The 22517-nt window shown below is 33.8% G+C and carries 19 protein-coding genes; 9 read left to right on the forward strand and 10 right to left on the reverse strand.

The window, feature by feature from the left end; genetic code table 11:
- Positions 1–138: 138 nt before the first annotated feature.
- The 7 genes from groL to miaB form a co-directional block, all read right to left on the reverse strand.
- A complete protein-coding gene (gene groL / locus ACEN2K_RS07970) occupies positions 139–1770 on the reverse strand; it encodes a chaperonin GroEL (RefSeq protein ID WP_441758806.1) in 1632 nt (543 codons plus the stop codon).
- Positions 1771–1871: 101 nt separating this feature from the next.
- Positions 1872–2147 (reverse strand): co-chaperone GroES, encoded by a 276-nt coding sequence (locus ACEN2K_RS07975; RefSeq protein ID WP_441758807.1) that lies wholly within the window; start codon positions 2145–2147, stop codon positions 1872–1874.
- A gap of 137 nt (positions 2148–2284) precedes the next feature.
- Positions 2285–2617 carry a preprotein translocase subunit SecG gene (secG, locus tag ACEN2K_RS07980; protein ID WP_441758808.1) on the reverse strand — a complete coding sequence of 111 codons (333 nt, stop codon included), beginning with the start codon at positions 2615–2617 and terminating at the stop codon, positions 2285–2287.
- A gap of 3 nt (positions 2618–2620) precedes the next feature.
- The gene (locus ACEN2K_RS07985; RefSeq protein WP_441758809.1) at positions 2621–3472 is read right to left on the reverse strand and encodes a tetratricopeptide repeat protein; all 852 of its coding nucleotides are present in this window, start codon (positions 3470–3472) and stop codon (positions 2621–2623) included.
- 78 nt (positions 3473–3550) lie between these two features.
- A complete protein-coding gene (locus tag ACEN2K_RS07990) occupies positions 3551–4054 on the reverse strand; it encodes an LptE family protein (protein ID WP_441758810.1) in 504 nt (167 codons plus the stop codon).
- Positions 4055–4138: 84 nt separating this feature from the next.
- Positions 4139–5395 (reverse strand): sigma-54 interaction domain-containing protein, encoded by a 1257-nt coding sequence (locus ACEN2K_RS07995; protein WP_441758811.1) that lies wholly within the window; start codon positions 5393–5395, stop codon positions 4139–4141.
- 78 nt (positions 5396–5473) lie between these two features.
- Positions 5474–6919 carry a tRNA (N6-isopentenyl adenosine(37)-C2)-methylthiotransferase MiaB gene (gene miaB / locus ACEN2K_RS08000; protein WP_441758812.1) on the reverse strand — a complete coding sequence of 482 codons (1446 nt, stop codon included), beginning with the start codon at positions 6917–6919 and terminating at the stop codon, positions 5474–5476.
- Positions 6920–7284: 365 nt separating this feature from the next.
- Here miaB and topA point away from each other — a divergent pair, with 365 nt between their 5' ends.
- The 7 genes from topA to ACEN2K_RS08035 all read left to right on the forward strand — a co-directional run bounded on the left by topA (position 7285) and on the right by ACEN2K_RS08035 (position 16907).
- Positions 7285–9816 carry a type I DNA topoisomerase gene (gene topA, locus ACEN2K_RS08005; protein ID WP_441758813.1) on the forward strand — a complete coding sequence of 844 codons (2532 nt, stop codon included), beginning with the start codon at positions 7285–7287 and terminating at the stop codon, positions 9814–9816.
- Between the two features lies 1 nt (position 9817).
- The gene (locus ACEN2K_RS08010; protein WP_441758814.1) at positions 9818–10969 is read left to right on the forward strand and encodes a formimidoylglutamase; all 1152 of its coding nucleotides are present in this window, start codon (positions 9818–9820) and stop codon (positions 10967–10969) included.
- 129 nt (positions 10970–11098) lie between these two features.
- Positions 11099–12502, forward strand: a complete 1404-nt coding sequence (gldK, locus tag ACEN2K_RS08015; RefSeq protein WP_441758815.1) for a gliding motility lipoprotein GldK — start codon at positions 11099–11101, stop codon at positions 12500–12502.
- 52 nt (positions 12503–12554) lie between these two features.
- Positions 12555–13205, forward strand: a complete 651-nt coding sequence (gene gldL / locus ACEN2K_RS08020; protein ID WP_441758816.1) for a gliding motility protein GldL — start codon at positions 12555–12557, stop codon at positions 13203–13205.
- A 47-nt stretch (positions 13206–13252) separates the two neighbouring features.
- Positions 13253–14794 (forward strand): gliding motility protein GldM, encoded by a 1542-nt coding sequence (gene gldM / locus ACEN2K_RS08025; protein ID WP_441758817.1) that lies wholly within the window; start codon positions 13253–13255, stop codon positions 14792–14794.
- A 48-nt stretch (positions 14795–14842) separates the two neighbouring features.
- Positions 14843–15733 (forward strand): gliding motility protein GldN, encoded by an 891-nt coding sequence (gene gldN / locus ACEN2K_RS08030; protein WP_441758818.1) that lies wholly within the window; start codon positions 14843–14845, stop codon positions 15731–15733.
- 112 nt (positions 15734–15845) lie between these two features.
- Positions 15846–16907: an NAD(P)/FAD-dependent oxidoreductase gene (locus ACEN2K_RS08035; RefSeq protein ID WP_441758819.1), complete on the forward strand. Its 1062-nt coding sequence runs from the start codon at positions 15846–15848 to the stop codon at positions 16905–16907.
- Here the strand turns inward: ACEN2K_RS08035 and ACEN2K_RS08040 are convergent.
- Complete coding sequence (locus ACEN2K_RS08040) at positions 16904–17284, reverse strand: DUF983 domain-containing protein (RefSeq protein ID WP_441758820.1); 381 nt, start codon at positions 17282–17284, stop codon at positions 16904–16906. The two genes, ACEN2K_RS08035 and ACEN2K_RS08040, sit on opposite strands and share 4 nt — an antisense overlap.
- A gap of 73 nt (positions 17285–17357) precedes the next feature.
- Between ACEN2K_RS08040 and ACEN2K_RS08045 the strand changes: the two genes are divergently transcribed.
- Positions 17358–19265, forward strand: coding sequence for an ABC-F family ATP-binding cassette domain-containing protein (locus tag ACEN2K_RS08045; RefSeq protein WP_441758821.1), 1908 nt, complete (start codon positions 17358–17360; stop codon positions 19263–19265).
- A gap of 159 nt (positions 19266–19424) precedes the next feature.
- Here the strand turns inward: ACEN2K_RS08045 and ACEN2K_RS08050 are convergent, their stop codons facing one another.
- Complete coding sequence (locus ACEN2K_RS08050; protein ID WP_441758822.1) at positions 19425–20393, reverse strand: App1 family protein; 969 nt, start codon at positions 20391–20393, stop codon at positions 19425–19427.
- A 64-nt stretch (positions 20394–20457) separates the two neighbouring features.
- Between ACEN2K_RS08050 and ACEN2K_RS08055 the strand changes: the two genes are divergently transcribed.
- Positions 20458–21327, forward strand: a complete 870-nt coding sequence (locus ACEN2K_RS08055; protein WP_441758823.1) for a diacylglycerol/lipid kinase family protein — start codon at positions 20458–20460, stop codon at positions 21325–21327.
- Here ACEN2K_RS08055 and ACEN2K_RS08060 read toward each other — a convergent pair.
- Entirely contained in the window at positions 21317–22486 is a 1170-nt protein-coding gene (locus ACEN2K_RS08060) for an 8-amino-7-oxononanoate synthase (RefSeq protein WP_441758824.1), read from the reverse strand. The genes ACEN2K_RS08055 and ACEN2K_RS08060 overlap by 11 nt on opposite strands.
- Positions 22487–22517: the final 31 nt, after the last annotated feature.

A 22517-nucleotide genomic window follows, 5' to 3' on the forward strand; every position in this document is an offset into this window, starting at 1 on the left:
ATAGCAACCATCGCTGATTTAAAGCAACTAACAGCAATCTAATTAATATTAGCTCATGTTGTTAATTGGCTATATTTAAAAATAAAAAATCCGTTCATTTTTGATGAACGGATTTTTTTATACAGTAAGAGGAAGATATTACATCATTCCTGGCATACCGCCACCCATTGGCATACCGCCAGCTGGACCTTCTTCTTTAATGTCAATTAGAGCACATTCAGTAGTTAAAATCATCCCAGCAACTGATGCTGCATTTTCTAATGCTACACGTGTTACTTTTTTAGGATCGATAATACCTGCTGTTAGCATGTCTACATATTCATCCGTTTTAGCATTGTAACCAAAATCACCTGTTCCTTCAGCCACTTTTGCTACTACAACTGATCCTTCAAGACCTGCATTTTCAACAATAGTTCTTAAAGGTGCTTCTACTGCTCTAGATACAATTTGAATTCCTGTTGCTTCATCAGCATTATCAGCATTGATCGTGCTTAAAACTTCTTTAGCTCTTAGCAAAGCAACACCACCACCTGCAACAATTCCTTCTTCAACTGCAGCACGAGTTGCATGTAATGCATCGTCAACACGGTCTTTTTTCTCTTTCATTTCTACTTCAGATGCAGCTCCTACATAAAGTACAGCAACACCACCAGCTAATTTAGCTAAACGCTCTTGTAATTTTTCTTTGTCGTAATCAGAAGTTGTAGCTTCCATTTGACCTTTGATTTGGTTGACACGATTTTTGATCATATCAGCTTCACCTGCGCCACTTACAATTGTTGAGTTGTCTTTGTCGATAGTTACTTTTTTAGCAGTACCTAACATCTCTAATGTAGTGTTCTCAAGTGTGTATCCTCTTTCTTCTGAAATTACAGTTCCTCCAGTTAAGATAGCGATATCTTCTAGCATCGCTTTTCTTCTGTCTCCAAAACCAGGCGCTTTTACAGCAGCGATTTTTAAAGCTCCACGAAGTTTGTTTACTACTAATGTAGATAAAGCTTCCCCATCAACATCTTCAGCAATGATTAACAATGGTTTTCCTGATTGTGCCACTGGCTCAAGAACGGGTAATAATTCTTTTAAAGATGATACTTTTTTGTCATATAAAAGGATGTATGGATTTTCAAGTTCCACTTCCATTTTTTCTGAATTAGTAACAAAATATGGAGAAAGATATCCTCTGTCAAATTGCATACCTTCTACTACATCAACATAAGTATCTGTACCTTTAGCTTCTTCAACAGTAATTACTCCTTCTTTTCCTACTTTGGCAAAAGCTGTAGCGATTAATTCACCAATAACTTCATCATTATTAGCAGAAATAGATGCGATTTGTTTGATTTTATCAGAATCAGAACCAACCACTTTTGATTGTTTAGCTAAGTCAGCTACAATTGCTTCAACAGCCTTGTCAATTCCACGTTTTAAATCCATTGGGTTTGCACCTGCAGCTACGTTCTTTAAACCTTCTTTCACAATTGCTTGTGCTAAAACGGTTGCAGTTGTAGTTCCATCACCAGCTAAATCATTAGTTTTTGAAGCTACTTCTTTAACCATTTGTGCTCCCATATTTTCTAATGGGTCTTTTAATTCAATTTCTTTAGCAACAGTAACACCATCTTTAGTAACGTTTGGTCCACCAAATGATTTTCCAATGATTACGTTACGTCCTTTTGGTCCTAATGTTACTTTTACTGCGTTTGCTAATGCATCAACTCCGCGTTTTAGTCCGTCGCGAGCTTCAATATCAAATTTTATATCTTTTGCCATTTTATTTTTTTGTTTAAATTGTTTAAGGTTTAAAAAGTTTTAAATTGTTCTGATGAACTACAAATCTTTAGTCTTAATATTTAATTTTTGAACTTGTTTTTTTAGATAATTGCAAGAATATCGTCTTCACGCATAATCAAATAATCAGTACCTTCTAATTTCAATTCAGTACCAGCATATTTTCCGTAAAGTACGGTATCTCCAATTTTCACGGTCATGTTGTGATCTTTAGTGCCATTACCTACAGCAACTACAGTTCCTTTTTGTGGTTTTTCTTTAGCAGTGTCTGGAATAAAAATTCCTGAAGCAGTTTTAGTCTCAACAGCAACTGGTTCAATAAGAACCCTGTCTGAAAGTGGTTTGATGTTTAAAGCCATAGTTATATGTTTTTTATTATTTTACTATAATGATGTTTATACGGATTCAGAAATTGTGCCATGCTCTGATAACTGACATATTTTCTTAAAAAAAATGCCAGCTTGACAAGCTGGCATTAAGAATAAGTGTTGGTATTTTAGTTTGCTGGGTTTGTTGCAGCAGGTGTATTTTGTACAGGAGCAACAGGAGCAGTAGTTGTTTCTGTGTTTTCAATTATTTTAGAATCGTTATCACTTAAGTTACCAGAGAAACTTAGACTAGATAGTAAAATTAATGCGATCAATATAGTAGCTAGTGTCCAAGTACTTTTATCTAAAAAGTCAGTTGTTTTTTGAACACCTCCCATTTGAGTTGAACCTCCTAATGTTGAAGAAAGACCACCACCCTTAGGGTTTTGAACCATTATTACTACTACCAATAGAAAACAAACTATTGTGATTAAAACTAAAAAAATTGAAAATGTGCTCATTGTTTAATTATTATTGTTTTGTTGTAAAATCTTGATATCCGCTATACGGTCTGCAAAGAAACTACTTTTTTCTGGATATTTCAAAATTAATATTTCATATGCTTGAATCGCTTTTTGATATTTTTTTTGCTCTAAGTAGACTTTGGCTAAAGTTTCGGTCATTAAGTAAGAGTTGTCCTCTTTATTAATGTCTATTTGCACCGTTGTAGGTACACCATGCTTGACAGGCGATATTTTAGGGCTGGCTTGTATAAACTGGTCAATAAGTAGTGCTTTTTTCTTTTTATCCTCGTCTTCTTCTGGAATATTAGTATCGTTTTTCTCTTCGTTCCTATTAATAGGTTGTACTCTGGAAAGCTGCAACCACTCTTGAAAAGAGTGTTTTTCATTAGGTGTGAAATCTAGTGGTTCACCAAGATGCAATTTTTCTTCTACTTCTTTTGAATGGTCATTTACTACTGTTGCTGATGCTTCTTTTATCGAAGATAGTATCGACTGCTCAATACTTAGTTTTTTTGGTTCTGATTTTTTTTCTGTAGTAATAACTAGACTATCCACCACATCTATGTCAAGGAGTTCTAATGCTTGTTTTTCGAAAAGTCCTTTTTGAATGGAAACAAAATTTTCTGAAGTAATGAAATCAAATAAGACAGCTCTATCAGTGGTATGCGCTGCTGTAACTTTCAAAGCAAAATTATACTTAAAACTATTTTGATTATAAAGCCCTTTTAATCGCAAAGCTCTTGCACTTTGAAAATAAGGGAATTCATCTAAAACTTTTTCTAATTCAAGGGTTTGACTTTCAGAAATAGTGTTTGATTTATTAATCAAAAAAGTATAATCGGTTACATTCATAAAAGTTATTCATTTATTAGATATTCATCAATCTGCTGACCTCTTATAAAGAGCATTAGATTTTTAAAATGCCATCCATTACCATTTAGCGAGGGACTCATTAAAGATATCCTGTGTGATACGATCAAAAATTTCTTTTAATGCTGCGTTTAATGTAGCGCCAGAAAGTTGTTGTTGAGCAGGATAATCGTAATAAAACTCAAATGCTTTTTCAAAATCGTCTGTCTCTTTCTTTTTATTGATGAAACGAACATTAATTCTTATTTTCAAACGGTTTTGTGATGCTTGTTGATCTGCTGTCGCAGTCATTGGACTTATCCTGTAATCTACTATTTCACCTTCATAAGTTAAATCTCCACCAGTTTTAACCAAGTTCAAATTGGTTTGGTTTTGAATAAGGTCTTGGAGTGCCAATGTGAATGTTCTATCAATACCAGGCTCAATCAATTCGGCATTGTTTTGAAAAAAGTTAACCTGGAAAGTGTCTGCGTCAATTTTACCTGTTCCAGTAAAATTATATACGGAACAACTGCTTAAGCTGATAAGTAATACGGCAGTAATAAGTAAATGTATTTTCTTCATTGTAAGTTTAAAATTGATTGATCAATTCTTAAAGGGTTGGTTCAAAGATATTCAAAATAAATTGACAAATATTTTTTGGGTTTTCTAGAGGTCAAATTGCTTTATCTTTCGATATAATGTTCGCTCTGAAATACCTAATTCATCAGCAGCTGCTTTACGCTTGCCTTTATTTTTCTCTAATGATTTTTTAATCATTTCAATCTCTTTTTGTTCTAAACGCAACACTTCTTCTTCCTCGATGGTTTCTGCAAAAAGATAGCTGTCATCATTTTCTTGATAAATTTCTTCCTTATTAGGAGAAGAGATTAGCGCCGTTCTAGGTTCTTCTTCAAAATCTATTTCACTATCACTTTCTTTTGAACCGTAAATTTTTTGAATTAAATTAGGATTGATGTCTTGTGCTTTACTTGTCCCACTTTTCATTAATTCTAAAGTTAATTTTTTCAAATCATTCAAATCACTTTTCATATCAAAAAGCACTTTGTATAAAATATCTCTTTCTGTGCTAAAATCGCTCTCTTCTTTTTTGTTTTTTATTACTGAGGGTAAATTACTCCCTTCAGATGGTAAATAAGATTGCAGAGTAGCAGCCGAAATTTCTCTATTGGTTTCTAAAACTGAAAGTTGTTCGGCAACGTTTCTTAATTGACGGATGTTCCCACTCCATCTAAATTTTTGTAAAACTTGCACTGCATTGTCATCTAGTTTTAAAGGAGGCATTTTGTATTTGTGTGCAAAGTCAGCGGCAAATTTTCGAAACAATAAATGAATGTCATCCTTTCGATCTCTTAAAGGAGGAAGAAGAATATCTACTGTGCTTAAACGGTAATACAAATCTTCTCTAAACTTTCCTTTTTCGATTGCATCAAATAGATTAACGTTAGTTGCTGCTACAATCCTTACATCTGTTTTTTGTACTTGAGAAGAACCTACTTTTATAAATTCTCCGTTTTCTAACACACGAAGCAATCGTACTTGAGTCGTTAAAGGCAATTCCCCTACTTCGTCCAAAAATATAGTTCCTCCGTCAGCCACTTCAAAATACCCTTCTCGTGTACTTGTAGCACCTGTAAAAGCCCCTTTTTCATGTCCAAAAAGTTCACTATCAATAGTTCCTTCAGGTATGGCACCACAGTTTACCGCGATGTATTTGCCATGTTTTCTATGGGACAGTGAGTGAATTATTTTAGGGATGCTTTCTTTACCTACACCACTTTCTCCCACTACTAATACTGAAATATCAGTAGGAGCAACTTGAATGGCTTTTTCAATCGCACGATTAAGCTTTGGGTCATTCCCAATAATCTCAAATCGTTGTTTTATATTTTGAACTGATTCCATTGTCTTATAGTTTAAAGTAATACTTGTTTAAGGTTTAAAGTTCTCTTAGTCACTTTAAAGCTTAAACTTTAAACATTTTTAGTTCATACTAGAATACCCTATAGCTTCACCTTTTAAAGTTCCGCTAGTGCAACTTGTGATTTTTACGTTTACAAAATCTCCTATTTTATAATTTTCTTTTGGAAAAACAACAGTGATGCTTTGCGAGTTTCTTCCAGAAAATTCTTCGGTAGACTTCTTAGAGACTTTCTCCACTAATACTTCAACGGTTTGACCTATGAATTCTTCTGAGCGAAGCCATGCGTGTTTTTGTTGAAGGTCTACTATTTCTTGTAGTCTTCTTGCTTTGGTTTCTTCTGTGACATCGTCTTCCATTTTTCTTCCTGCCAATGTTCCAGGGCGTTCAGAATAAGAATACATGTAACCAAAATTATATTTTACATACTCCATTAGACTCAAAGTATCCTGATGGTCTTGCTCTGTTTCTGTGGGGAAACCTGCAATCATATCTTGAGAAATTGAACTGTTAGGTATGATAGTTCTAATCTTATCGATCAACGTCATGTACTCTTCGCGACTGTGTAAACGATTCATTTCTTTCAATATTCTATTGCTTCCTGATTGCACAGGTAAGTGGATGTGTTTACAAATATTTGCATGTTTAGCAATTACGTGCAAAACGCTCTCGTGCATGTCCTGAGGATTTGAGGTTGAAAAACGAATTCTCATTTTTGGAAAACCTACGGCTACCATTTCTAATAATTGGTCAAAATCTACAGCAGTAGCTTTTTGCATTTCGGAAGCGTTTGTGAAATCTTTTTTCAAACCACCACCGTACCATAAATAACTATCTACGTTTTGGCCTAAAAGAGTAATTTCTTTAAAACCTTTATCCCATAAATCCTGAATTTCTTTCATGATACTTTGAGGTTCGCGACTACGTTCACGACCTCGAGTAAAAGGGACCACACAAAATGTGCACATGTTATCACAACCACGGGTTATTGATACTAGAGCTGTGATTCCATTACTCATTAAACGTACAGGCGATATATCCCCATAGGTTTCGTCTTTAGATAAAATAACATTGATTGCATCACGGCCTTCTTCTACTTCACTTAATAAATTAGGCAAGTCTTTGTAGGCATCTGGGCCTACAACTAAATCAACGATTTTTTCTTCTTCAAGAAACTGGCTTTTTAGTCTTTCGGCCATGCAACCTAGGACGCCCACTTTCATTTTAGGATTAATGCGTTTTACCGCGTTGTATTTCTCTAAACGTTTACGAACCGTTTGTTCGGCTTTATCACGAATAGAACAAGTATTGACTAAAACTAGATCAGCCTCTTCTAAAACTTGTGTTGTATTATACCCATTCCCTGATAAAATAGAAGCTACAATCTCACTGTCCGAAAAATTCATCGCACAACCATAACTTTCTATAAAGAGTTTTTTTGTATTCCCGGGCTTATTTTCTAAAACAAGACTTTCGCCTTGTTTGCTTTCTTCAATGATCTTTTCCATTATATATTTTGCAAAGCGCAAAGATACGGGAATTTGATTCAATATGACAAGATGTCAGATGAAGAATTAACATTGTTTTTAGTTAATCGTTGGTTATTAGAGTTCAGGAGCATTTCCTGCTTTCTGCTTCAAGTCCTCACATAAAAAAGGAGGTTTCTAAAGTTTTAAAAAGTGCTTCCGCTGGTCGCATTTTTAAAACAAGAAACTGGGCTTTTTATGCTCTGGGCTTTTCGCTACAATCAGGGCTATAAAAAAATAAACCGTAGTATAAGTTGGTATCCGTTCACAACGAAATCATTCAAAATTAGTGTGGAAAGCACGATATTTAAAAAAAATAGATACTTTTGTCCTAGAAAAATAGAGCAATGGCAAAGAATTTAGTTATAGTTGAGTCCCCTGCAAAGGCAAAAACAATCGAGAAATTTCTAGGAAGTGATTATCAAGTAGAGTCAAGTTATGGGCATATTGCCGACTTGCCTTCAAAAGAAATAGGAGTAGATGTAGAAAATGATTTCAAACCTAAATATGAAGTTTCATCTGATAAAAAAGCATTAGTAACTAAATTAAAAGGTTTAGCTAAAAAAGCTGAAATGGTTTGGTTAGCAAGTGATGAGGACCGAGAGGGTGAGGCTATTTCATGGCATCTAGCAGAAGAACTTAAATTGGATAAAAAGAAAACTAAAAGAATAGTTTTTCATGAGATCACTAAATCAGCTATTCTTAAGGCAATTGACAATCCTCGTGAAATAGATTATAACTTAGTTAATGCACAGCAAGCAAGAAGAGTTTTGGATAGACTTGTTGGATATGAGTTGTCACCAGTACTTTGGAGAAAAATAAAAGGAGGTCTTTCTGCTGGTCGTGTGCAATCTGTATCTGTACGTTTAATTGTAGAAAGAGAACGCGAAATTCAAAATTTCAATGCAGTGGCAAGCTATTCTGTTGTAGCAGAATTCACTAATGAAGCCGGAAAAACGTTTAAAGCCAAACTCCCTAAAAATTTTAGCACTAAAAAAGAAGCTGAAGATTTTTTAAATAAAAATATTAACTCTACTTATAAGGTTTCGGATTTAGAAACTAAACCTACGAAAAAATCACCTACAGGTCCGTTTACAACCTCTACCTTGCAACAGGAGGCAGCACGAAAACTGTATTTACCAGTAGGAATTACCATGCAATTAGCTCAGCGACTGTACGAGGCGGGATTAATTACTTATATGAGAACAGATAGTGTAAACTTGTCTAAAGATGCAATGGATGCTGCTCAGGCTGAAATTATTAAATCATATGGTAAAGAATTTTCAAAACCCAGAACGTTTACCAATAAAAGTAAAGGGGCGCAAGAAGCGCACGAGGCCATTCGTCCTACGGACATGTCACGCCATACTGTAAATATTGATAGAGACCAAGCAAGATTGTATGATCTTATTTGGAAAAGAACATTGGCTTCGCAAATGAGTGATGCTCAGTTAGAAAGAACAAATGTAAAAATTGAAGCAAGCAATCATAAAGAGTTGTTTACAGCTTCAGGTGAAGTATTGCTTTTTGAAGGATTCCTTAAAGTGTATCTTGAAGGTCATGATGATGACGAAGAGGAGCAAGAAGGAATGTTGCCTGCAATGAAAGTTAATGAGAAATTAGACAATAATTATATTACCGCAACAGAGCGATATTCTAGGCCGCCTGCTAGATATACTGAGGCTTCTTTGGTTAAGAAATTGGAAGAACTAGGTATAGGTCGTCCCTCTACTTATGCTCCTACAATTTCTACAATCATTAATAGAAATTATGTAGAGAAAGGGAATCTTGATGGTTCAGAACGTAATTATACGCAGCTTACTTTACAATCTAATAAAGTAGGGGAGAAGTTATTGAAAGAAAATACAGGGTCTGATAAAGGAAAATTAGTTCCCACTGATATTGGTACTATTGTTACTGATTTCTTGGTAAAGAATTTTGGAAACATATTAGACTATAATTTTACTGCAAAAGTCGAGCAGGATTTTGACGAAATTGCCGAAGGAAATGTGGACTGGGCAATAATGATGAAAGAGTTTTATGATAAATTCCATCCTATTGTAAAAGATGTTGAGGCTAATGCGGAAAGAGAAAGCGGGGAACGAATTTTAGGGAAAGATCCAAAAACGGGTAAGCAGGTATCTGTTCGTTTAGGTAAGTTTGGTCCGATGGCTCAAATTGGTGAGGCGGATGATGAGGATAAGAAATTTGCTAGTTTATTAACGGAGCAAAATATTGGAAACATCACTTTAGAGGAAGCATTAAATTTATTTTTACTTCCTAAGAACTTAGGGGAATATCAAGGTGAAGAAGTAGAGGTGAGTAATGGTCGTTATGGTCCTTACATCCGTCATGGTGCGGCATTCGTTTCTTTACCCAAAGGAGAAAATCCTTTGGATGTTGATTTTGATAGAGCCAAAGAGCTAATTGATGAGAAAGCCATTGCTGACGCACCAATAGCGGTGTACAAAGGCGAAGGTGTTCAAAAAGGTGTTGGTCGTTTTGGTCCTTTTATTAAGTGGAATGGTCTGTTTATCAATGTAAATAAAAAGTACAATTTTGATAATTTATCACAGCAAGATATAGAAACTTTGATTGAAGATAAAGTGCAAAAAAATATCGACAAAGTATTGCATAACTGGGAAGACGAAGGAATCTTAGTTGAAAAAGCGAGATGGGGACGTTCAGTCATTACTAAAGGTAAAATAAAAATTGAGTTAGGTAAAGAGGTAGACGCAACAAAATTGACTTTAGAAGAAGTTCAAGAAATGATTGCTAAGAAAACCCCTGCTAAAAAAGTAGCTGCTAAGAAAGCTCCTGCAAAGAAAACAGCCGCTAAAAAGCCCGCTGCTAAGAAAACTACAGTAAAAAAGAAATAGAATGGAATTTGATTTTCTAAGGCCAATAGATAATGAGATTTTTGAAATGGTAAAAGGATTTACTTCTCAACAGTTAGGGAGTAAAGTCGTTTTTCATACTAAAGAACAATTTCCAGATCTAAATAAAATTTCCATAGCCATTATTGGTGTTGTTGAAAATAGAGGTGCTGAGAATCCTACGACTGTAGTAGATTTATCAGCTATCCGTAAAGAATTATACAGTATGTATCCAGGTAACTGGGATGCTTCAATTGCTGACTTAGGAGATATTCTAGCAGGTAATTCTACTAACGATACGTACTTTGCGCTGAGAAAAGTAGCAGCTCATCTTATCAAGAATAGGATTATTCCTATTGTTATAGGTGGTTCACAAGATTTAACATATGCGTTATATAGAGCATATGATGAGCTAGAACAAATGGTGAATCTAGTGTCAATAGACAGTAAATTTGATTTTGGAAAAGAAGATGGCGGAGTTTTATCTACGTCTTACTTGACAAAAATTATTATAGATGAGCCTAATAATTTGTTTAATTATTGTAATATTGGGTATCAAACCTACTATAATTCACAGGAAGAGATTGACTTAGTCGAAAAATTATTTTTTGATGGTTACCGATTAGGAGAGATTTCAAACAATATTGCATTAGCAGAACCTGTATTTAGAGATGCTGATATTGTGAGTCTCGATTTGACTTCAGTAAAGTCATCTGATTCTGGAAATTTTGTATCCTTTAGCCCTAATGGATTTAACGGAAAAGAAATATGTTCTCTATCGCGATACGCTGGTATCAGTGATAAGGTTTCTATGTTTGGAATTTTTAATCATAATAATACCGTTCAAGAATCGGTGCTGATTGCTCAGATAATCTGGTATTTTATTGAAGGGTTTCATTACCGTTCTAATGAGTATCCATTTGGGAGTAGAGAGAATTATATTAAGTATATTGTACCTATTGAAGAGGAGGTTTTAGTTTTTTATAAGAGTGACAAAACAGATCGTTGGTGGATTGAAATTCCATTTGTATCTAATGGGAATAATAAATTGAAGAGAAATACGTTATTACCTTGTTCTTATGATGAATACCTTGGGGCGTGTAATCAAGAATTACCTGAAAGATGGTGGAAAGCACAGCGAAAAAATATCATATAATTTGTTTTTGCCCTTAGCTATTTTATAATTTAAAAAAAAATGTTGTTTAGTGTAAAAAAATTGTTTTTTAAAAAAATAATAAATAGGTTTACACACTTAAAAAATAATGAATACATAACTTAATTTTATATGAAGAAGCTCGTTGCATTTATGGCAATTTTAGCATTATTGATTAGCTGTGGTAAGTCAGGGGACAAAGGCGAATTAGTCGGTGTTGATGGCGGGAAATGGCATCCTGAAAAGCCTTACGGAATGACATTAGTTCCTGGAGGTGCATTCATTATGGGTAAATCAGATGATGATGTTGCTAACATTCAAGACGCACCTACTAAAACGGTAACTGTGAGGTCATTCTATATGGATGAAACAGAAATTACCAATAGTGAGTACCGTCAATTTGTGGAATGGGTAAAAGATTCTACAATGCGAGTTAGACTAGCGATTCTTGCTGATATGAGTGGTATTAAACCAGGTGATGGAAAAGGAAAAAAAGGAGGAAGCATAGGAGACTTTGCTTTTAACGATGCTGATCCAGAAAAAATGACTGCATACGATAAGTATATGTATGACAATTATTACAGCATTGGTACTGATGATGATGAATATGCTCATAGAAAGTTAAACAGAAAAGTTAAGTTAATAACAGATACTAAATTATATCCAGACGAATATTACGTTGAGGTTATGGACTCTATGTATTTGCCTATAGAGGCATCTTACAATGGATTACGTACGATTGATGTTGATAAATTGAAATTTCGTTATTCTTGGATGGATATTCAAGCTGCAGCAAAAGCGAAGGTGGGGAAAAGAAAAGATTTTATTAAAACAGAAGAAGTAAAGGTGTATCCTGATACGACAGTTTGGATTAAGGATTTTGCTTATTCATACAATGAGCCAATGCACAATGATTATTTCTGGCATAAAGCATATGGTGAATATCCTGTAGTAGGAGTGAAGTGGACACAAGCCAAAGCTTTTTGTGCTTGGAGAACATTAAATAAAAACTCATATATAAAGTCAAAAAAGAAAGGTCGTGAATTAATTAACTCATTCAGATTACCTACTGAGGCTGAATGGGAATATTCTGCAAGAGGTGGTCTAGAATCAGCAACTTACCCATGGGGAGGACCTTATACTAAAAATGATAGAGGTTGTTTCTTAGCAAATTTCAAACCAAACAGGGGAGATTATGCTGCTGATGATGCACTTTATACAGTTGAAGCCAAATCATACGAGCCAAACGGTTACAACTTATACAATATGGCGGGGAATGTTTCTGAATGGACAGACTCTTCATACGACCCTAATGCTTACGAATATGTATCTACAATGAACCCCAATGTTTTAGATGCTTCAAATAAGCGTAAAGTAGTTCGTGGTGGATCTTGGAAAGATGTTGCTTACTTCTTACAAGTGAGTACTAGAGATTTTGAATACGCTGATTCTGCAAGAAGTTTCATCGGATTTAGAACGGTACAAGATTACATGGGATTACAAACAACTGGTACATCTACCGGTAGAAAAAGATAATAAATAAAAAAAACCTACTAAAAACAAACCTAAAATCTAAAAATTAAAAGTTATGGCAATATTAAGTAAAAAAGCAATGAATTTCGCATACGGAATGGGTGCTGCAGTTGTAATCGTTGGTGCTTTATTCAAAATTACGCATTTTGAACTTGGGCCTTTGACAGGTACAGTAATGCTTTCGATTGGACTACTAACAGAAGCATTAATATTTGCTTTGTCAGCTTTTGAGCCAGTTGATACTGATTTAGATTGGACATTGGTGTACCCTGAATTGGCTAATGGACAAGCTAAGACTAAAACCGTTAAAGTAGAGGCAGCTCCTGCTGAAGCACAAGGTTTATTGTCTCAGAAATTAGATATGATGTTGAAAGATGCTAAAATTGATGGTGAATTAATGTCAAGCTTAGGAAATAGTATTAAGAATTTTGAAGCTGCTGCAAAAGGAATTGCACCTACAGTAGATTCAATCGCTTCTACAAAAAAATACAGTGAAGAGTTAACATTAGCTGCGGCACAAATGGAATCTTTGAACAGTTTGTATAAAGTACAATTGCAAAGCGCTTCTAGAAATGCACAGATTAATGAAGAAGTTGCTGAGAACAACCTTAAATTAAAAGACCAAATGCAGTCTCTAACTTATAACTTGTCATCATTGAACAATGTTTATGGAGGAATGCTTTCTGCAATGAACACTAAAGGATAATTAGTTTTAAACTATATTTAATAATAATAAACTAATTTGTAGAAAATATGGCAGGAGGAAAACTAACCCCTAGACAGAAGATGATTAACCTAATGTACTTGGTTTTTATCGCTATGTTGGCAATGAATATGTCAAAAGAAGTTTTATCGGCTTTTGGTCTAATGAATGAAAAATTTGAAAGTTCTAATACCTCTTCTCAAGCAACTAACGAGCAATTGTTAATGGCTTTAGATACAAAGGCAGCAGAAGCAAAAGGTGAATTTGCCCTAGCAGCTGTTACCGCTCATAAGGTTAAAGCAACTACAAAAGAATTTTATGACTACATCTCTTCTTTGAAGGCTGAGGCTATAAAAGGTTATGAAGTTGATGAAGAGACAGGAAAACTTCCTTATGAAGAAATGGATAAGGGTGATAATTTAGATACATGGTTTACTGGAGAGGGTTATTCTCCTAAAGGTAACGAAATCATCGCTAAGATTAACAAATACAAGGCAGATATGAAAGCTGCTCTTGGAGATGATAAAAAGTATGCTTCTATTTTAGCAGAAGTTGAAAAAAAGTTTGACGTATCAGATGTTAAAAATAAAGAAGGTTTATCTGATAAGTATTTATCCTATCATTTTAAAGGCTTTCCTGCTGTAGCATCAGTGGCTAAATTGTCAACTTGGCAAAGTGATATTGAAAAAACGGAGTCTGATGTGTACGGTTCTGCTTTAGGGAAAGCCGCTGTAGCAGCTGCCTCTTACAGTAACTATCAGGCAATTGTAGTTTTAGACAAAAACGCTTACTTTCAAGGAGAAAAAGTTACAGGTAAAGTCGTTTTAGGACGTTACGATGAAAATACTAAACCAACCAGTGTTACAGGTGCGAAATTGGACCCTGCAACAGGACAAGCGGTTATTGGTTTAACAGCTGGTGGTGTAGGAGAACAAAATATTAGTGGGCAATTTACGTTCATTGAAGATGGGAAAACAATTCCATTGAAATTCCAAGGAAAATATGTGGTGGTTCCAAGACCTAATTCAGCTACTATTTCTGCTGATAAAATGAATGTAGTATACAGAGGAGTTGTAAACCCAATGTCTATTTCATTCGCTGGTATTTCTGATAGCGATGTTACTGCATCTGCTCCTGGATTAACTAAGTTAGGAAATGGAAAATACAGTATGAGTCCAGGTGGCGGAAATGAAGTAGTGATTAATGTTTCAGGTAAAATGTCTGACGGAAAAGTAGCTACTGATAAAAGAGTATATAGAATCAAAGGAATTCCTGGTCCAACAGGTACAATTAGAGGAGAAACAGGAATCGTTAAAGGTCCTAAATCTAATTTAGAAATTGCAACTATTGGGGCTAAATTAGAAGACTTTGATTTTGAAGTAGGCTTGAATGTTGTAGGATTTAATTTAAAAATATCAGGACAACCTACAGTAGTTGTTCAAGGTGATAGATTAAATGCACAATGTAAAGCTGTTCTTTCTAAAGCAGGAAGAGGAGATCAAGTAACTATTTCTGAAATTAAAACTAAATTAGTGGGCGCGGGTAGTTATTTATTGCCTAGAACTGCTCCAGTAATTTTTGAAATACAATAATAAGTAAGTTGTCAATAGACTTCTTCAATATCTTATAATGAAACCATGATGAATGTGAGAAATTTTTTAATAGTTATTTTTTCTGTTGCAGGAAGTTTTGCCTCTTTTGCACAATCTAATTTGTTGAATGCAAAAACACCTGATCAAATAGGACTTAAAACTGCTGCACAACTTATTTCGGATAATGATAAGCCATTGGCTTATGGTTATGTTCATGATAGAGATATCTTGATGGGTAAAACCACTTGGGAGATTATTGACCTTAGTGAAAGAATTAACTTCGCTTTATATTTCCCTATTGATACCGCAAATATCGGTTCGGATAGACGTTCATTGTATGATGTGCTTACAAAAGCGGTGAAAAGCGGTGCGATAACTGAGGTGTATACTGATAGTTATTTTAATACTAAAAAATCTTATAGAGACATTCAATCTTCGTTGAGTCGTATTGATACTACTGATGCAGGTAGAGAGCAAGTGAATGCGGGAATGAGTGTTTCACCTGAATATATTTTAAGGTCAGATTTGACTGCGCAAGATGTAACACAATACAAAATAAAAGGATACTGGTATTTTGATAAACGTCAAAGTGAATTGAAATATCGTTTGCTAGGTATTTGTCCTGTAACACCTGATGTTTATTCTATGAACAGTGATGAGAAAGATTATATCGAATTATTTTGGATTTTCTTCCCATCAGCAAGAGATGTTTTACATGAGGCAAAAGCATTTAATAACTCTAATTCGGCTATGCCAATATCATTTGATCAGATTTTAAATTCGAGGCGTTTTAACAGCGTTATCTACAAAGAGGAAAATGTGTATGGTGACCGATCTATTGCAGATTATATGAAAGACAATTCACAAAATCAATTGTTAGAATCTGAAAGAGTGAAAGAAAAGATTCGTGATTTTGAATCAGATATGTGGAATTATTAATTCTCATCAAAAAGTATAAAAACTCTTATCGTAAATGATAAGAGTTTTTTGTTTTATATATATGCTGTCTGGCGATTTCTTAAATTGTGCAGCTCAGCAAATTGATTAACTTATGGTAGATTATATTATAGTTGGCTCAGGGATTGCTGGAATTTCATTTTCAGAGGAAGCATTGAATAGTGGTAAGACTGTTGTAATTCTAGACAATGATTCTCAACAATCTTCTAAAATTGCTGGAGGTTTGTACAATCCCGTTATTTTAAAAAGGTTTAGTGAAGTATGGCAAGCAGAAACGCAATTGCTTTTAATGAAGGAATTTTACAGAAAATTAGAGTCAAAATTAGCCTATCCAGTTGATTTTGAAAAACCTATTTTAAGAAAATTCTTTTCAATAGAAGAGCAAAACAATTGGTTTGCTGCTTCTGACAAAGATGCATTGTCACCCTTTTTATCCCTTGATTTAATTAAAAAAAAATATGCAGGAATACACTCGCCATATAATTATGGAGAGGTTCTACAAACGGGATACGTAGATACTGCCTCCTTATTAAAACAGTATAGAATTTACCTAATGAAGATGGGTTTATTTGGAAATGAAACCTTTGATTATAATTTGCTAAAAGTGTCAACTGAAAATGTTCAGTATAAAGATATAGTGGCGCGACATATTATTTTTGCTGAAGGATTTGGCTTACATGCCAATCCATATTTTCGTGAATTACCGCTAGATGGTACAAAAGGCGAACTTTTTATCATTAAGGCGCCAGGATTGGATTTAGATGTGATCGTCAATACAAGTGTGTTTATATTGCCATTAGGAGAAGGTTTATTCAAAGTTGGAGCTACTTACAATTGGAAAGATAAGACTGATTTACCAACAGAAGAAGGTCGGTTAGAATTGATTGATAGAATAAAAGAAATTATTGACTGCGATTTTGAAGTTATTTCTCATTTTGCAGGTGTACGACCTACCGTCAAAGATAGAAGGCCTTTGGTAGGAAGCCATTTTGAAAATAAAAATATTCATATATTAAACGGTTTGGGCACACGTGGAGTTATGCTTGGTCCTGCAATGGCAAAAGCTTTGTTTGATTCCATAGAAAACGGTGCAGCGCTTCCAAAAGAAATAGACGTTAAAAGATATTGGACTAAGTTAGGGAAAAAACTAACTTAGGCTTTGAAGTTGGGATTGTAAGAAACAAACATGTTGATGTAAATGTTTCTAGATAATCTTAGGACAAATGGAAATGTAACTAAAAGAGCAATAATTATAACAATAAATGCTGTTTTGAGGGAGCTGTTAAAAAATAAAAAGGATATAATAAAAGCAGCAATTCCTACGGCAACATTTAATCCATAACTAACATACATCGCTCCATAAAAGAAAGAAGGTTCGATTTGGTATTTTAAACCACAATGACTACAATGTTCATGCATTTTTAAAACATTTGCTAAATGCAAAGGGTTTTTGTCCAAATACATACTCTCATTCTGACATTTAGGACAAGTTCCTGTTAAAATACTATATAGTTTGGATCCTTTTTTTAACATTTGCAAAAAATTTAATTTTTCCTGATTAGCTGTTACAAATTTACACATTCAAAAGGGAATAAAATAACATTACATGCTTAATATACATAATTTATCGGTTTCATTTGGGGGTACATATTTATTTGAAGAAGTTACTTTTAGATTGGGTGCAGGAGATCGAGTTGGTCTGGTTGGAAAGAATGGTGCAGGAAAATCAACAATGTTGAAAATGCTTGCAGGTGACTTTAAGCCAGATTCGGGAGTTATCTCTCAAGAGAAAGATGTTCGCATGGGTTTTTTACGTCAAGATATCGATTTTGAACAAGGAAGAACGGTACTTGAAGAAGCTTATGAAGCCTTTGTAGATATAAAGATTGTAGAAAAGAAATTAGAAGAAATTAATCATCAATTAGTAACTAGAACTGATTATGAAAGTGAAGAGTATTCTAAAATTATTGAAGATTTATCTGATTATACCCATAGATTTGATTTATTAGGAGGTTATAACTATGTAGGCGATACTGAGAAAATTTTATTAGGTCTAGGTTTTAAAAGAGAGGTTTTTAATAATCAAACAGAAACATTTTCTGGAGGATGGAGAATGCGTATCGAGCTAGCCAAATTATTATTACAGGCTAATGACGTGTTGCTTTTAGATGAGCCTACAAATCACTTGGATATTGAAAGTATCATTTGGTTAGAGAGTTTTTTACGCAATTATCCTGGAGTTGTTGTTATCGTTTCCCACGATAAAATGTTCTTAGATAATGTAACCAATAGAACAATCGAAATTTCATTAGGGAAAGCTTATGATTTTAATAAGCCGTATTCACAATACTTAGAGTTGCGTCACGAAATTCGTGAAAAGCAATTGGCTACACAAAAAAATCAAGCGAAGAAGATTGAGGAAACAGAAAAGTTGATTGAAAAATTCCGTGCTAAGGCTTCAAAAGCATCAATGGCGCAGTCTTTAATCAAAAAATTAGATAAGGTTGAGCGTATTGAAGTAGATGAAGACGATAACTCGGTAATGAATATTTCGTTTCCTGTTTCTAAGGAACCCGGAAAAGTAGTTATAGAAGCAGAGCACGTGACTAAAAGTTACGGAGACAAAACGATTCTTAAGGATATCAATTTATTAGTGGAGCGCGGCAGTAAAATTGCTTTCGTGGGTCAAAATGGTCAGGGAAAATCTACTTTCATTAAAGCGATTGTAGATGAATTTGAATACCAAGGATCGATTAAATTGGGACACAATGTGCAATTAGGATACTTTGCACAAAATCAGGCAGAATATCTTGATGGTGAAATCACCTTGTTACAAACGATGGAAGATGCAGCTGCGGATACAAACCGAATGAAAGTTCGCGATATGTTAGGTTCGTTCTTATTTCGCGGGGATGATGTTGAGAAAAAAGTAAAAGTACTTTCAGGAGGAGAACGCAATCGTTTGGCTTTATGTAAATTATTATTACAGCCTATCAATGTATTATTAATGGATGAGCCTACCAATCACTTAGACATAAAATCTAAGAACGTATTAAAAGCTGCGTTGCAAAAATTTGGTGGAACGCTATTATTGGTGTCTCACGACAGGGACTTTTTACAAGGCATGTCTAATTTAGTCTACGAGTTTAAGGACCAAAAAATAAAAGAGTATTTAGGGGATATTAATTATTTCTTAGAACAGCGCAATCTAGAAAATATGCGCGAGGTGGAGAAAAAAGATGCTCAAAAAGCGGCTGCTCCTAAAGAAAGTAACAAAGCATCTTATGAAGATCAGAAAAAAGGGAAGTCATTACAAAACCGTCTGAGTAAAATTGAAAGCCAAATAAAACAATTAGAGAAAGAAATTCAGAATGATGACAAAATGCTAACTTCTAATTACGATAAACATATTGAAGATGCAGCTTTTTTTAAAGCATATAATAAGAAAAAAGAAGACTTGGACAAATTTCTATTAGACTGGGAAGTTGTTCAAGAAGAAATAGATAATATGTAGCTATTCCAGCTATACATTACAATCTTTACATTCAAAATCCTTTTTTGTTTCCCTATCGTAGGAGCTTCCTTTGGTCGCTCTACCCTAGTGACAAAAAAGGATTTTTCTTATGTAAAGGATTTTCATTTCTATCTGGGCTAGAAAAAAAACATTTAGATATTATGAAATTAATCCTATTTTTTTTGAATGTGCAATAGCTTTTGCGCTAGTTTTAAAATAGCATACCGATACGTTTAACGATTCTAAGTTTTTCAACGCTTTCTTTACTTTGTCTTTTTTATGATTTCCTGTTTGTCTAATGTAAATCGCTTTGACCGTTAACGGGAATATTTTACTGATCGCTTCATACAAATAGGGATCGTGCTGTGAGTCATCTCCTATTAATACATATTTTAAGTTGGGATAAAATTCTAATATATGCTTGATTTTATCAAATTTATGATTGTGTCCTCCTCTTCCCGTCCATATAAAATTAGTTAAGCTCGTTTTAATATCCTTAAGCAATAAAACGGCTTTTGGTAAATTATGTATTTCAGTAAATTTTACAAGAAAACGGTATAAATTCCATTCACTGCTAGATACATAAAAAAAAGCATTTTCTTCGCCATTATTATCTCTTCCTGCCTTGCTTAAAGCTTGATAGTGTGTGGCCACATCTTCAAATACTTTTCTTGAATTAACATTTTTAAATAACAGATTGTATAACTTCTTAAAGGGGTTGATTGTATAAGAGACTAAGAAAGTGTCATCTATATCAGATATGATCCCTAAATCGCCTTTAAATGGCTTTACGTAGCTTTCTTTACTAACGATAGGTTGTTCTTTATAAACAATACTTACTTCATAATCAATCCAGCCATATTCTGCGGTAGCTTCTATAGGAATGCAAAACTTGAAGTAACCATCAGATAAGGTTCTGGTATGAATTTTAATATTGTTATAGGATAAATAAACATCAGCATTTGACTCTGTTTTGATTCGGAACATACTAATTACTGAACTTGCATTTTTAAAATTAGTAGAAAGAAAATCATAGTCTTTTCTATTAGTAGGTTTAAAAACATGTCCCATCACAATTAATTCCTGATCATTTGCGTACCCTCGATATAATTTTAGAATAGGTTTCATTTTATTTAATACTTTTGAAGAGTGATGAAAATTAATTATTAAATATCAATTAAAGAAGTAAATTTTGAAAAAGAATGTCATATTGATTGTCAATCCTGTTTCTGGAGGAATAGATAAGTCGGAGCTAATAGAGACTGTGGCGCTTTTTACAGCAAATAAGAACAAATACTTTATCCTTTTTGAGACTTCTGGAGAAGATGATATTTCAAAAATCAAAGAGTTTTATCAGCGGTTTCAGCCTGAGCGCATTATTATTGCCGGAGGAGATGGGACAATCAAACTAGTGGCTGAAGCTTTAGAAGGCGAGGATATTATCTTCGGTATTCTTCCAGCTGGATCAGCTAACGGCCTAGCAACAGATTTAGGTTTACCTAAAACAATAGAAGAAAGTTTGGTTGTTGCTTTTCAAGATAACTTTATGGAAATTGATGTGGTGGTTATTAACGGTGTAAAAAGTTTACACTTAAGTGATTTAGGTTTGAATGCCGAGTTGATAAAGAACTATGAAAATAGTGCTGTACACGGGAAATGGGGCTATGCATTACAAGCATTTAACACATTAATGGATAGGGAAGATCCCTTTGTAGCAACAATTATGGCAAATGGTAAGACATTAGAATGCGAAGCGCGTATGATCGTAATTGCTAATTCGCAAAAATATGGAACAGGAATAGTGATAAATCCTCATGGTGTAATGAATGATGGTAAATTTGAATTGATTGTTTTAAAGAATTTAGATTTAGTCGTTTTTGGTAAAATTATTACGGGAAATATGCCTATTGAACCAGAAGATGTAGAAATTATATCTACAGATGAAGCCATCATTACAACAAATAATCCTGTAAGTTTTCAGATTGACGGAGAATATTTAGGACAAAAAACAGAACTTAACATTGCAATTGCTCCATCAAAAATTAAAGTGGCTATTGCTTAGGTGCAGGTTCTTCTTTAAATGGATTTCTCTCTTGCCATACCATTTTTGGTTCACAGAATCGAAATGTTTTGGACACAAATAAATTAATAAAAAAATTGCTGTGTTTCATTAAACCAAACATATCAATGGGTTTAGCACCCACTGAACTTTTTATTTCTAATGCTGTGCGAGCAAAAATTATTCGCTTGTATTGCTTGTTTATTGAATACCCAATCATGTCGTATAACATGTTTAAATACAGCATTTTTTCTCTTTGGTATTTTTCATCATACCCTAAAAAATAAGTATCAATATCTGATCTATTTTTAATTAAAGTATTAAAGCCAATTAATTCTTCTTCGATAAAATAACCGTAGAATAGGAAATTGTCTTTTAAAGATTCTTTGAAGGATTCAAAATGGTTTTCAGGAAGATAAAAAGTGTTAAATGGAGCGTTCTTAGCAACATTCATATACAATTCATATATGCGAGAACGGTAGCTTCTTATTTCTTCAATTTTTAATTTTCTTTTCGTAATTCCAACTGATTTTTTTCGCGCTCTTTTAAATTGGTCTCTGTATTTCTTGCTTTTGCTATCAATATAATCATCAAATGTTTTCCAAGATTCTCTAATTAAGAAAAGCATATTTGGTTGAGTAGAAAATTTAAAATACGAATTAAATTCAGGAATATTAAAATACTGTATATCGGTTGCTAAAAAATCTTTAAAAATAGTAAGATGTGTTTTTAATCCCTTTTTAGCAAAAAGATGTCTAAGTGCTTCAGCAGCTTGATTCAATTGAATTAAACCATCTGATGTGGGTATGTTTTTACTAAAATAATAGCCGTTTTGGCCCGTTAACATATTATTACCCAATACTAATACTTTTGAACTCAGATTTTTAAAGACAAAAGTTCGTACTTTTTTTCTAATACAATGATCTCTTTCTCCAAAAGAACTGATATTGCTTAAATCAATAAATTGTGAAAGAGCAATTCCTACTAAGTTTTCTTCTTTAAACAGACCTACAAAATGACAAATCATGTTGTCTGGGGCTGAATCCTCTAACACTTTCAAATAGTCATAGGATAAAAAAATATTGTTCGCAGCCAGTGAATCCCACTCTAAGGGAAGATCATCTGTGGAAGTATAAATTTTGAAAGAAAAATTAGCAATCAAGAGTTGGTGTTTTTTTGTCTAAAATACTATA

The sequence above is a fragment of the Flavobacterium sp. W21_SRS_FM3 genome (assembly GCF_052113625.1).
Lineage (GTDB): Bacteria > Bacteroidota > Bacteroidia > Flavobacteriales > Flavobacteriaceae > Flavobacterium.